The sequence below is a fragment of the Streptomyces capparidis genome, assembly GCF_054782095.1.
Genome location: NZ_BAAGTD010000010.1, coordinates 129,004 through 141,569, shown reverse-complemented (window position 1 = coordinate 141,569; position 12,566 = coordinate 129,004). Strand labels below are relative to the sequence as shown.

10 protein-coding genes are annotated in these 12,566 nt (G+C 73.3%); 8 read left to right on the top strand and 2 right to left on the bottom strand.

The annotated features are described in order from the left end of the window. The 8 genes from ACYVO2_RS11200 to ACYVO2_RS11165 all read left to right on the top strand — a co-directional run bounded on the left by ACYVO2_RS11200 (window position 1) and on the right by ACYVO2_RS11165 (window position 9,609). Window positions 1–804: a TetR family transcriptional regulator gene (locus tag ACYVO2_RS11200; RefSeq protein ID WP_461007527.1), complete on the top strand. Its 804-nt coding sequence runs from the start codon at window positions 1–3 to the stop codon at window positions 802–804. Between the two features lie 652 nt (window positions 805–1,456). Continuing rightward, on the top strand, window positions 1,457–2,851 hold the full coding sequence (ccrA, locus tag ACYVO2_RS11195) for a crotonyl-CoA carboxylase/reductase (RefSeq protein ID WP_461007526.1): 1,395 nt from the start codon (window positions 1,457–1,459) through the stop codon (window positions 2,849–2,851). A 1-nt stretch (window position 2,852) separates the two neighbouring features. Next, window positions 2,853–4,883: a protein meaA gene (locus ACYVO2_RS11190; protein ID WP_461007525.1), complete on the top strand. Its 2,031-nt coding sequence runs from the start codon at window positions 2,853–2,855 to the stop codon at window positions 4,881–4,883. 31 nt (window positions 4,884–4,914) lie between these two features. Further along, window positions 4,915–5,874, top strand: coding sequence for an HpcH/HpaI aldolase/citrate lyase family protein (locus ACYVO2_RS11185; protein ID WP_461007524.1), 960 nt, complete (start codon window positions 4,915–4,917; stop codon window positions 5,872–5,874). A gap of 140 nt (window positions 5,875–6,014) precedes the next feature. After that, window positions 6,015–6,521 (top strand): MaoC family dehydratase, encoded by a 507-nt coding sequence (locus ACYVO2_RS11180; RefSeq protein ID WP_461007523.1) that lies wholly within the window; start codon window positions 6,015–6,017, stop codon window positions 6,519–6,521. A 102-nt stretch (window positions 6,522–6,623) separates the two neighbouring features. Beyond that, window positions 6,624–7,835: an acyl-CoA dehydrogenase family protein gene (locus ACYVO2_RS11175; protein ID WP_461007522.1), complete on the top strand. Its 1,212-nt coding sequence runs from the start codon at window positions 6,624–6,626 to the stop codon at window positions 7,833–7,835. A 180-nt stretch (window positions 7,836–8,015) separates the two neighbouring features. Continuing rightward, complete coding sequence (locus tag ACYVO2_RS11170) at window positions 8,016–8,771, top strand: phosphatidylserine decarboxylase (RefSeq protein ID WP_461007521.1); 756 nt, start codon at window positions 8,016–8,018, stop codon at window positions 8,769–8,771. Further along, window positions 8,758–9,609: a CDP-alcohol phosphatidyltransferase family protein gene (locus ACYVO2_RS11165; protein WP_461007520.1), complete on the top strand. Its 852-nt coding sequence runs from the start codon at window positions 8,758–8,760 to the stop codon at window positions 9,607–9,609. The genes ACYVO2_RS11170 and ACYVO2_RS11165 overlap by 14 nt, the downstream gene beginning before the upstream one ends. 293 nt (window positions 9,610–9,902) lie before the next feature. Here ACYVO2_RS11165 and ACYVO2_RS11160 read toward each other — a convergent pair whose 3' ends face one another. Beyond that, window positions 9,903–11,027, bottom strand: a complete 1,125-nt coding sequence (locus ACYVO2_RS11160; protein ID WP_461007519.1) for a glycerate kinase — start codon at window positions 11,025–11,027, stop codon at window positions 9,903–9,905. Between the two features lie 94 nt (window positions 11,028–11,121). Beyond that, on the bottom strand, window positions 11,122–12,558 hold the full coding sequence (locus ACYVO2_RS11155; RefSeq protein WP_461007518.1) for a phytoene desaturase family protein: 1,437 nt from the start codon (window positions 12,556–12,558) through the stop codon (window positions 11,122–11,124). Window positions 12,559–12,566: the final 8 nt, after the last annotated feature.

The following is a 12,566-nucleotide window of genomic DNA, read 5'->3' as shown; positions in this document are numbered from 1 at the left end:
ATGTCTCAGGCTCGTGCCAGCGCAACACCACCGGACACCCCCCTCCCGGAGCCCGTCAACGGCCGCCGCCAGTCGGCGCAGCGGCACCGGGTGCGCCAGGACCTGGCCGCCGCGGCGATGAGGCTGTTCGCCTCCCGCGGCTACGAGGCGACCACGGTGGACGAGATCGCCCAGGCCGCGGGGGTGGCCCGCAGGACGTTCTTCCGGCACTTCAAGTCCAAGGAAGAGGCGATCTTCCCGGACCACGACGACACCCTGGCCCGCTGCGAGGCGCTGCTGAGCGCGGCCGACCCGCACGAGAACCCCCTCGACACCGTGTGCCGCGGCATCAAGGAGGTGCTGCGGATGTACGCCGAGTCCCCCGAGGTGTCGGTGGAGCGCTACCGGCTCACCCGGGAGGTCCCGGCGCTGCGGGAGCGGGAGATCGCCTCGGTGGCCCGCTACCAGCGGCTGTTCACCCGCTATCTGCTGGGCCACTTCGAGCCGGACGCGCACCTGGACGGCGACGACGACCCGCTGCTCGCCGAGGTCGCGGCGACGGCCGTGGTGGCGGCGCACAACCACGTCCTGCGGCGCTGGCTCCGCGCGGGCGGCAAGGGCGACGTGGAGGCCCAGCTCGACCACGCCTTCGAGGTCATCCGCGGCACGTTCGGCACCGGCATCGGCGTGGGCCGCCGCAGGGCCGCCCCCGCGGCCGTCTCCTCCGGCGGCGACGTCCTGGTGACGGTCGCCCGCACCGACGCCCCCCTCCCCGAGGTGATGCGCACCATCGAGGAGGCCCTCAGGGCCCGCGGCACGGGCTGACCCCCACCGCTCACAGCGCCGGCACCCCGGCGGGGGTTCAGGCGGCCCCAGCCCCCCGAGCCCCCGCGCGGCATCCCGCCCCACCGACGACGGGCCCACAGCCCCGGCGTGAGCCGGGGCGAAGCTCCCGCCTCCGCGCACGCGCCCCCTCTCCCTCCGGGGGCCGCGACACAGCCCCGGCGTGAGCCTGGGTCAAAGGTTCCGCCTCCGCGCACGCGCCCCCCTTCCCTCCGGGAGCCGCGACACGACCCCGGCGTGAGCCAGGGTCAAGTCCCCGGCCTCCGCGCGAGCAACCCCCCGACCCGGGGGCCGGGGCGGAGCCCCGGTGGGGGTCCAGGGGGCGGAGCCCCCTGGCCTCCGGAGGAAACGCCCCCCACCCCCACCCGCAACGCCCCCGTCACCTCCCCGAAAACTTTTGGCACGCAGTGTCTTTACGAGTGGCACGGCGTGCCATACCGTGACTGGTGTCCGAGCGGGCGGCGCACGGAGCACCCCCGTACGCCGTCTGTCCCCCAGCGCCCGGACCCGCCCGCGCCACGGCCACCCGTGCCACGGGAACCGCGTCACAACCCTCCGCGCCACCGCGCGCCGACGTCACCGCTCACCCCAGCGTTCCCTCAAGCGTTCCCCAACGCTTCGCCGGAGGCAGCACGTGAATCACATCCTCGACGCGATCCTCGCGCCGGACACCACGGCCCGGGACTTCGCGGCCCTCCCCCTCCCCGAGTCCTACCGCGCCGTGACGGTGCACAAGGACGAGACCGAGATGTTCGCCGGCCTGCCCGGCCGGGACAAGGACCCCCGCAAGTCGCTGCACGTCGACGAGGTCCCGGTCCCCGAGCTCGGCCCCGGCGAGGCCCTGGTCGCCGTGATGGCCAGCTCCGTCAACTACAACAGCGTGTGGACCTCGATCTTCGAGCCCGTCTCCACGTTCGCCTTCCTCGAGCGGTACGGCAGGCAGTCCCCGCTGGCCAAGCGGCACGACCTGCCGTACCACATCATCGGCTCCGACCTGGCGGGCGTGGTGCTGCGCACCGGCCCCGGGGTGAACGCCTGGCAGCCGGGCGACGAGGTGGTGGCGCACTGCCTGTCCGTCGAGCTGGAGGCAGCCGACGGCCACAACGACACCATGCTCGACCCCGAGCAGCGCATCTGGGGCTTCGAGACCAACTTCGGCGGCCTGGCCGAGATCGCGCTGGTGAAGGCCAACCAGCTCATGCCCAAGCCGCGCCACCTGTCCTGGGAGGAGGCCGCCGCCCCGGGCCTGGTGAACTCCACCGCCTACCGGCAACTGGTCTCCCGCAACGGCGCCGGGATGAAGGTGGGCGACAACGTGCTCATCTGGGGCGCCTCGGGGGGCCTGGGCTCCTACGCCACGCAACTGTGCCTGGCGGCCGGAGCCAACCCGGTGTGCGTGGTCTCCTCCCCCGCGAAGGCCGACATCTGCCGGGCGATGGGCGCCGACGCCGTCATCGACCGCGGCGCGGAGGGCTACCGGTTCTGGAAGGACGAGCGCACCCAGGACACCCGGGAGTGGAAGCGGTTCGGCAAGCGCATCAGGGAGCTGACCGGCGGCGAGGACGTGGACATCGTCTTCGAGCACCCCGGCCGGGAGACCTTCGGCGCCTCGGTCTACGTCACCCGCAAGGGCGGCACCGTCGTCACCTGCGCCTCCACCTCCGGCTACGTCCACGAGTACGACAACCGCTACCTGTGGATGAGCCTGAAGCGCATCGTCGGCTCGCACTTCGCCAACTACCGCGAGGCGTGGGAGGCCAACCGGCTGATCGCCAAGGGCCGCATCCACCCCACCCTGTCGAAGACGTACTCCCTCCAGGAGACCGGGCAGGCCGCGTACGACGTGCACCGCAACCTCCACCAGGGCAAGGTCGGCGTGCTGTGCCTGGCGCCCCGCGAGGGCATGGGTGTGCGCGACCCGGAGCTGCGGGAGCAGCACATCGACGCGATCAACCTGTTCCGCACGCCCGACCGGGCGCCGGCGGGTGAACCCGAGGCCGCCCTGGCCGCCTCAGGAAGGTCGGGCTGACATGGCGCCACCCGGCAAGGACCGCCCCTGGCTGATGCGGACGTACGCCGGCCACTCCTCCGCGGAGGAGTCCAACGCCCTCTACCGGCGCAATCTCGCCAAGGGCCAGACGGGCCTCTCGGTCGCCTTCGACCTGCCGACCCAGACCGGCTACGACCCGGACCACGTGCTGGCCAGGGGCGAGGTCGGCCGGGTCGGGGTGCCGGTGGCGCACCTGGGCGACATGCGGCGGCTGTTCGACGGCATCCCGCTCGAGGGCATGAACACCTCGATGACGATCAACGCCACGGCCATGTGGCTGCTGGCGCTGTACCAGGTCGTCGCCGAGGAGCAGGGCGCCGACGTCGCCGAGCTCTCTGGCACCACGCAGAACGACATCGTCAAGGAGTACCTCTCCCGGGGGACGCACGTCTTCCCCCCGGGGCCGTCCCTGCGGCTGACCACGGACGTGATCACCTACACGGTGAACCACATCCCCAGGTGGAACCCGATCAACATTTGCAGCTACCACCTCCAGGAGGCCGGGGCCACCCCGGTCCAGGAGATCGCCTACGCGATGAGCACGGCGGTGGCGGTGCTGGACTCGGTGTTCGCCTCCGGGCGGATCCCGCGGGAGCGCAGGGGCGAGGTCGTCGGCCGGATCTCCTTCTTCGTCAACGCGGGTGTGCGCTTCGTCGAGGAGATGTGCAAGATGCGGGCGTTCACCCGCATCTGGGACACCCTCACCCGCGAGCGCTACGGCGTGACCGACCCCCGCCACCGCAGGTTCCGCTACGGCGTGCAGGTCAACTCGCTGGGGCTGACGGAGGCGCAGCCGGAGAACAACGTCCAGCGGATCGTGCTGGAGATGCTCGCCGTCACCCTCTCCAAGGACGCCCGCGCCCGGGCCGTGCAGCTCCCGGCGTGGAACGAGGCGCTGGGCCTGCCGCGGCCCTGGGACCAGCAGTGGTCGCTGCGGATCCAGCAGGTGCTGGCGCACGAGAGCGACCTGCTGGAGTACGGCGACCTGTTCACCGGCTCCGCCGTGGTGGAGGCGAAGGTCGCCGAGCTGGTGGAGGCGGCCCGCGCGGAGATGGCGCGGGTGGAGGAGATGGGCGGGGTGATCCCGGCGGTGGAGTCGGGGTACCTCAAGTCGCGGCTGGTGGCCTCGCACGCCGAGCGGCGGGCCCGGATCGAGTCCGGCGAGGAGCGGGTGGTCGGGGTGAACTGCTTCACCTCCACCGAGCCGAGCCCGCTCACCGCCGACCTGGACACGGCGGTGGCCACCGTGGACCCGTCCGCCGAGCGGCGGGTGCTGGCCGCGCTCCGGGCGTGGCGCGGGCAGCGGGACGCCCCCCGGGTGGACGCGGCGCTGCGGCGGCTGCGCGAGGAGGCGGCGGACGGGGACGCCAATCTGATGGAGGCCACGCTGGAGTGCGCCCGGGCGGGCGCCACCACCGGGGAGTGGGCGGCGGTGCTGCGCGAGGTGTTCGGCGAGTACCGCGCCCCGACCGGGGTGGGCGGGGCGCCGGTGACGGCGGCGGCGCAGGCGGGCAGCGAGCTCGCCGCCGTCCGCGAGGCGGTCGCCGCCACCGGGGAGGCGCTCGGCGGGCGGCTGCGGCTGCTGGTCGGCAAGCCGGGGCTGGACGGGCACTCCAACGGCGCGGAGCAGATCGCGGTGCGCGCCCGCGACGCCGGGTTCGAGGTGGTGTACCAGGGCATCAGGCTCACCCCGGAGCAGATCGTCGCCGCCGCGGTGGCCGAGGACGTGCACTGCGTGGGCCTGTCGATCCTGTCCGGCTCGCACGCGGAGCTGGTCCCGGACGTGCTGGCGCGGCTGCGGCGGGCCGGGGCGGACGACGTGCCGGTGGTCGTCGGCGGCATCATCCCGCCGGCGGACGCCGAGGCGCTGCGCGCGGCCGGGGTCGCGGCCGTGTTCACCCCGAAGGACTTCGGCATCACGGAGATCGTCGGACGTATCGTCGACGAGATCCGGCTGGCCCGCGGGCTCGCCCCGCGGGCCGCCGCCCCCACCCCGGCCACCGCACGGTGACCACGGCTCAGTCGAGAGGACCGCTTTCCCCATGACCGTCAACCGCCTGCGCCCCCGCCGCTCCTGCCTCGCCGTGCCCGGCAGCAATCCGCGCTTCCTGGAGAAGGCCCAGGGCCTCCCCGCCGACCAGGTGTTCCTGGACCTGGAGGACGCCTGCGCGCCCCTGGCGAAGGAGGAGGCGCGGCACCTGGTGGTGGACGCGCTGAACAACGGCGACTGGACCGGGAAGACCCGCGTGGTCCGGGTGAACGACTGGACCACGCACTGGACGTACCGCGACGTGGTCACGGTCGTCGAGGGCGCCGGCCCCAACCTGGACTGCGTGATGCTGCCCAAGGTGCAGGACGCCACCCAGATCAGGGCGCTGGACATGCTGCTCACCCAGATCGAGAAGACCATGGGCTTCGAGATCGGCCGGATCGGCGTCGAGGCGCAGATCGAGAACGCGCGCGGCCTGGTGAACGTGGACGAGATCGCCGCCGCGTCCCCCCGCCTGGAGACGATCGTCTTCGGCCCGGCCGACTTCATGGCGTCGATCAACATGAAGTCGCTCGTGGTGGGCGAGCAGCCGCCGGGCTACCCCGCCGACGCGTACCACTACATCCTGATGCGGATCCTCATGGCCGCCCGCGCCCACGACCTCCAGGCGATCGACGGCCCGTACCTCCAGATCAGGAACGTGGACGGCTTCCGCGAGGTGGCCGGGCGCGCGGCGGCGCTCGGCTACGACGGCAAGTGGGTGCTGCACCCCGGCCAGATCGACGCCGCCAACGAGGTGTTCTCGCCGTCCCAGGAGGACTACGACCACGCGGAGCTCATCCTGGACGCGTACGAGTACCACACCTCGGAGGCGGGCGGCAGGAAGGGCTCGGCGATGCTCGGCGACGAGATGATCGACGAGGCGTCCCGCAAGATGGCGCTGGTCGTGGCGGGCAAGGGCCGCGCCGCCGGGATGACCCGCACCAGCAAGTTCGAGCCGCCCGCCGGCTGACGCGCCGCCCCGCCCCGGCCGCCGCCGGGGCCGTCTGACCCCCGGCTTCCACAGGAGGGAGACCGGGGCCCCGGCCCTCCCACCAACCCCCTCGCCGGGAGGGCCGGGGACCGCACGCCCCACCCCACCGAGAGGCCCCCATGCAGTTCGGACGCACCTTCGAAGAGTTCGAGGTCGGCGCGGTCTACCGGCACTGGCCGGGGAAGACCATCACCGAGTACGACGACCACCTGTTCTGCCTGCTCACCATGAACCACCACCCCCTGCACCTGGACGCGCACTACGCGGAGGAGACCACCCAGTTCGGCAGGAACGTGGTGGTGGGCAACTACGTCTACTCGCTGCTGCTGGGCATGTCCGTGCCCGACGTGTCCGGCAAGGCCATCGCCAACCTGGAGGTGGAGTCGCTGCGGCACATCGCCCCCACCTTCCACGGCGACACCCTGTACGGCGAGACCACCGTCCTGGGCAAGACCCCCTCCCGGTCACGGCCCGACCGCGGCGTCGTCCACGTGGAGACCCGCGGCTACAAGCAGGACGGCACGGTGGTGTGCGTGTTCCGCCGCAAGGTGATGGTGCCGACGGAGGCCCACCTGAAGGACCGCGGCGGCGAACAACCGGGACGCCCGACGCCCCGGGAGGAGTAGGGGCGGGGGCGGCCCCCCGGCCGCCGGAGGACCGCCCCTCCTCCCCACCCGACAGTCAGCGCCACCCCCACCCGACCCGGCCGGAAGAGTAAGGAAGCCACCATGGGCCGCCTGGCAAGAACAGAAGGACTCACCGACGTCCAGCGGGACATCCTCGCCACGGTGCGGGACTTCGTCGACAAGGAGATCATCCCGGTCGCCACCGAGCTGGAGCACCGCGACGAGTACCCGACCGAGATCGTCGAGGGCATGAAGGACCTGGGCATCTTCGGCCTGATGATCCCCGAGGAGTACGGCGGCCTCGGCGAGTCCCTGCTGACCTACGCGCTGACCGTGGAGGAGATCGCCCGCGGCTGGATGAGCGTGTCGGGGATCGTGAACACCCACTTCATCGTGGCGCACATGCTGCTCAAGCACGGCACCCGGGAGCAGCGCGACCACTTCCTGCCGCGGATGGCCGCGGGCGAGGTCCGCGGCGCGTTCTCCATGTCCGAGCCGGGCCTGGGCTCGGACGTCGCGGCGATCCGCACCAGGGCGGAGCGCGACGGCGAGGACTTCGTGATCACCGGGCAGAAGATGTGGCTGACCAACGGCGGCAGCTCGAACCTGGTCGCGGTGCTGTGCCGCACCGACGAGGGCCTGCCCGCCGACGCCCCGCCGCACCGGTCGCTGACCACGTTCCTGATCGAGAAGGAGCCCGGCTTCGGCGAGAACCGGACGGTGCCCGGCCTGACCGTGCCCGGCCGCATCGAGAAGATGGGCTACAAGGGCGTCGACACCACCGAGCTGGTCCTCGACAGGGTGCGGGTCCCGGCGGACCGGGTGCTCGGCGGGGCCACCGGGCGCGGCTTCTACCACATGATGGACGGCGTCGAGGTCGGCCGGGTCAACGTCGCCGCGCGGGGCTGCGGGGTGGCGCTGCGCGCGTTCGAGCTGGGCGTGGCGTACGCGCAGCAGCGGCAGACCTTCGGCAAGCCCATCGCGCAGCACCAGGCCATCCAGTTCAAGCTGGCCGAAATGGCCACGAAGGTGGAGGCCGCCCACCAGATGATGGTGATGGCCGCCAGGAAGAAGGATTCGGGTCAGCGCAATGACCTGGAAGCGGGCATGGCGAAGTACCTGGCCTCGGAATACTGCAAAGAGGTCGTGGAGGACTCGTTCCGCATCCACGGTGGTTACGGGTTCTCCAAGGAGTACGAGATCGAGCGGCTCTACCGGGAAGCGCCGATGCTGCTCATCGGCGAGGGGACCGCAGAGATCCAGAAAATGATCATCGGTCGAAGGCTGCTGGAGGAGTACCGCCTACCGGGCTGAATGTCCGGTTTCGCGAGGATTTTCGGGCGAGTGTGGGCAGGAGAAAGCATCGAAGGCTCTCCTCATTCCAGCCATGGACTCACGCTCTGGCTTGCCCAGTTGGGTGGCAGTCCCGATACCATCGTGGAAAGCCGCCGTCCCCGATTTTTCTTGCGGCATCCTCCGCTACGAAGGTCTTCCATGCCCCACAGCCAGCCCTCTACGTCATCCTCTGCGCCTGCTGAGGGAGCGGCCTGGAACTCTCCTGCCCATCTCGCCCCGCCCGGAAACGGCGGGGAGAGCGCGTGGGCGCGGAGCGCGGGTCTCTCACCGCGGCGAGGCCGCGTCACCCTCGCGCGCGGCTCGTCGCCGTGGCTGCTGCCGACGGCCGCCACCGCGGCGCTGTGCCTGGCCAGGTCCCGCAGGTCCGGGCGCTGGGCCGCGGCCGCGGTACCGGCGACCGCCCTCACCGCCGCGATGCTGTGGTTCTTCCGCGACCCGGAGCGGGAGATCGCCACGGGACGCGTGATCTCGCCCGCGGACGGGGTGGTGCAGAGCATCATGCCGTGGCGGGACGGGCGCACCCGGGTGGCCATCTTCATGAGCCCGCTGAACGTCCACGTCAACCGCGCTCCCGCGGCCGGGACGATCACCTCCGTCGAGCATGTGCCCGGCGGTTTCGTTCCGGCGTTCAACAAGGAGAGCGAGCACAACGAGCGGGTGGTGTGGCACTTCGACACCGAGCTCGGCGACCTGGAGATGGTGCAGATCGCGGGCACCGTCGCCCGGCGCATCGTGCCCTACCTGGACGAGGGCGCCAAGGTCGAGCAGGGCGAGCGGGTCGGGCTGATCCGCTTCGGTTCGCGAGTCGACGTCTACCTCCCCGAGGGCATCGCGCCCGCGGTCGAAGTGGGGCAGGCCACGAAGGCGGGGGTGACACGTCTTGACCGTGATTGATCCCGATACCAAGGCCGGCTGGGTGCCGGACGCGGTCGAGGAGGAGCCGGACGAGATGCCGCTGTCGATGCGGCTGTCGATAGCGGACGCGCTGACCCTCGGCAACGCCGCGTGCGGCTTCCTGGCCGTGTACTTCACCACCACCGGCGTCCTGGTGCCGCACCTGCTCGGCGAGACCGACGGGGGCATGGCCCGGCACAGCGCCGCCACCGCCGTGATCCTGATGCTGCTCGCCTCGGTGTTCGACCTGTGCGACGGCTTGGTGGCGCGCAAGCTGCGCAGCTCGGCGATGGGCGCGGAGCTGGACAACCTCTCCGACCTCACCAGCTTCGGGCTGGCGCCCGCGTACTTCGTGCTGGTGTGGGGGATGGTCGCCGACGACGCGCACCAGCGGGCGGCGGCGGTCACCGCGATCGTGCTGCTGCTCGCCGTGGTGCTCAGACTCGCCAGGTTCTCCTGCACCACCATGCCGGACGGCGTCTTCCAGGGCATGCCGAGCCCGTTCGGCGCGCTCACCGTGATCTCCGTGGTGCTGCTCGAGCTGCCGTTCATCCCGACGCTGGCGGCGATCGTGGCGGTGGCCTGGCTGATGGTGAGCCGGGTGGAGTACCCCAAGCCCAGGGGGCGGCTGGCCATGGCCACGCTGTGCTGGATCTTCCTCAGCATGGCCTGCCTGGCGGCGTGGACGGTGGACGCGCCGGGCGCGACGGCGCTGCTGCACATGGGCGCCGCGCTCCAGTTGCTGCTCGCGGCGGTGATTCCGCTGTTCGCCACGGCGCGGCGGATCAACACGGTGCGGGACAATCGGAGGGAGGCGCGGGCGGCGCAGTTGCCGTAGCGCTTCCCGCTCGGGGCCCCAAGCCTTACGGCTTGGGGCCCTGTTGTTTGTTGTGTGGGTGGTGTTGTTGTGGGTCCTCCGGAGGCCAGGGGGCTTCGCCCCCTGAACCCCCGCCCGGGGCTCCGCCCCGGGACCCGGTGGAGGGTCCTTCCGGGGCCGGGTGGGGCTGTGCGGGTTCCACCCGCGGCCGAGGCTCCGGACCCGGCCCCCGCTCGGGGCTCAGCCCTGGCCCGGTCTCCGGACTCCGTCCGGCCCGGACCGGGGGTGCCGCCTCCGGGTCCCGTCCCTCCCCCTCAGAGAGTGGCGAGGTCCTTGGCGAGTTGTTCGCCCAGGGTTTGCAGGAGGGGGCCCGCCTGGGACATGGAGCGGGCGGGGTCCGGTTCCAGGGTGGTCAGGGCGTAGGCGCGGGTGATGCCCGCCTTCTCCAGGTCGGGGCCGGTGAGGGCGAGGCGGCCGCAGACGGCCAGGACGGGGCGGCCCTGCTCGCGGGCGGCCCGGGCGACGCCCACGGGGGCCTTGCCGTGCAGGGTCTGGGTGTCCAGGGAGCCCTCCCCCGTGATCACCAGGTCGGCGTCGCGCAGCGCCTGGTGGAAGCCCAGCACCTCAAGCAGCACCTCGATGCCGGGCCTGCGGACGGCGCCGAGCGCGGCCAGCGCCCCGAAGCCGACCCCGCCCGCGGCCCCGGCGCCGGGTGCCCGTGCCGTCCCGGTGCGGCCCAGCACCTCGGCGTAGTGGGCGAGCGCCGCGTCCAGGGCCGCGACGTCCTCGGCGGAGGCGCCCTTCTGCGGGCCGTAGACCGCGGCGGCGCCGGTGGGGCCGAGCAGCGGGTTGTCCACGTCGCTGGCCAGGATCACCTCGGTGTCCGCCAGGCGCGGGTCGAGGCCGGTGAGGTCGGCGGAGGCCAGGTGGCGCAGGGGGCCGCCGCCGGGGGCGAGCGGGTTGCCGGAGCCGTCCAGCAGGCGGGCGCCGAGCGCGGTGAGCATACCCGCGCCGCCGTCGGTGGTGGCGCTGCCGCCCACGCCGAGCACGATGGTGCGGGCCCCCGCGTCCAGCGCGGCCGCGATCAGCTCGCCGGTGCCGTGCGTGCCCGCGTCCAGCGGCGCGAACCCGCCCGGGGGCAGCCTGCGCAGCCCGGACGCCTCGGCCATCTCCACCACGGCGGTGGTCCCGCGCAGCGCGAACGCGGCCCGGACCGGGGTGCCGAGCGGGCCCGCCACATCGAGCTCCCGCCGCTCGAACCCGGCCGCGACGGCCGCGTCCACCGTCCCGTCGCCGCCGTCGGCGACCGGCAGCGCGGCCACGGCGAGGTCCGGGGCGGCGCGCAGCAGCCCGGCCGTCAGATGGCGGGCCACCTCCACGGCCGTCAGCGAGCCCTTGAACTTGTCCGCCGCGATCAGCACCCGTCGTACGCCCGGCACGTGGCCCCCTCGTTCCCTGGTGACAACCGTGGGGACCCTATCCGGTCCCCGCCCGGAGCTGTAGGCGGCACCCGCCCCGCAACCGGTGCCGCCGTCACCGGCGGCGGCCGAAGACACGGCGCAGCGCGGTGCGGGCGGCGTGGTGGCCGCACAGGCCGTGCACGCCGGGCCCGGGCGGTGTGGCGGAGGAGCACAGGTACAGGGCGGGGTTGCCGGTGGCGTAGGGGACGGGAGCGAAGGTGGGGCGGAACACCGAGCGCAGTCCCGCGGTGGTGCCGGTGCTGATGCCGCCCCCGGCGTAGTTCGGGTTGTGCGCCTCCAGGTCGGCGGGCGTGGTGACCCTGCGGGTGAGGACGAGGTCGCGGAAGCCCGGGGCGAAGCGCTCGATCTGGCGCTCCACGGCCTCGGTGGCGTCACCCTTCCAGCCGTGCGGGACGTGGCCGTACGCCCAGAACACGTGCTTGCCCTCGGGTGCCCGGCCCGGGTCGGCCAGGGTGGGCTGGCCGGTGAGCAGGAACGGCACCTTCGGCACTCGTCCCCGGGTGGCGTCGGTCAGCGCCGCGTCGATCTCCCGCGCCGTCGGGCCCAGGTGCACCGTCCCGGCCCGCCCGGCCTCGGGCGAGGTCCACGGCACGGGCCCGTCCAGCGCGTAGTCGATCTTGAAGACGGCGGGGCCGTGCGGGTGGCGGGCCATGGCCCGGGCGGTGCGGGCGGGCAGGTGCCGCCCGGCGATCTCCACCAGGCCCTCGGGCGCGGTGTCGAACAGGTAGGCGCGGGCGCGCGGCAGCTCGTCCAGGGACCGCACCCGGTGGCCGGTGGTGATCGTCCCGCCGAGGGAGCGCAGATACCCGGCCAGGGCGTCGGAGATCGCCTGGGAGCCGCCGCGGGCGATCGGCCAGCCCACGTCGTGCCCGGCGATGGCGAACATCAGCCCGAACCCGGCGGTGGTGAGGCTGCCCAGCGGGGCGATGCCGTGCCCGCTCATCCCCGCGAGCAGGCCCCGCGCCCGCTCCCCGGCGAACAGCCGCCCGAGCACGGTGGCGGGCAGCACCCCGAGCAGCCCCATCCGCGCCGTCAGCAGCGGGCTGCGCGGCGGGGCGGACAGCGGCGCCCGCATCACGTCGCGCACCAGCTCCGGCCAGCGCCCCACGAACGGGGCGACCAGCCGCCGGTAGGCCGCCGCGTCCTCGCCTAGGGAGGCCGCGGTCTCGCCCACCGACCGGGCCAGCACCGCCGCCGAGCCGTCCGGGAACGGGTGCGCGAGCGGCAGCTCGTGGTGCACCCACTCCAGGCCGTGCTCGGCCAGCGGCATCCGCGCGAACACCGGCGAGCCCGCGCCGGTGGGGTGCACCGCCGAGCAGGTGTCGTACCGGAAGCCGGGGGCGAGGTCCTCGGTGCGCGCCCCGCCGCCCACGGTGTCCGCGGCCTCGTGGACGGCGACCTCGAGACCCGCCTCGGCGAGGGTGACCGCGGCGGTCAGGCCGTTCGGACCCGCCCCCACCACGACGGCGTCGACTGCGCTGCGTGTCATGCCCTCAC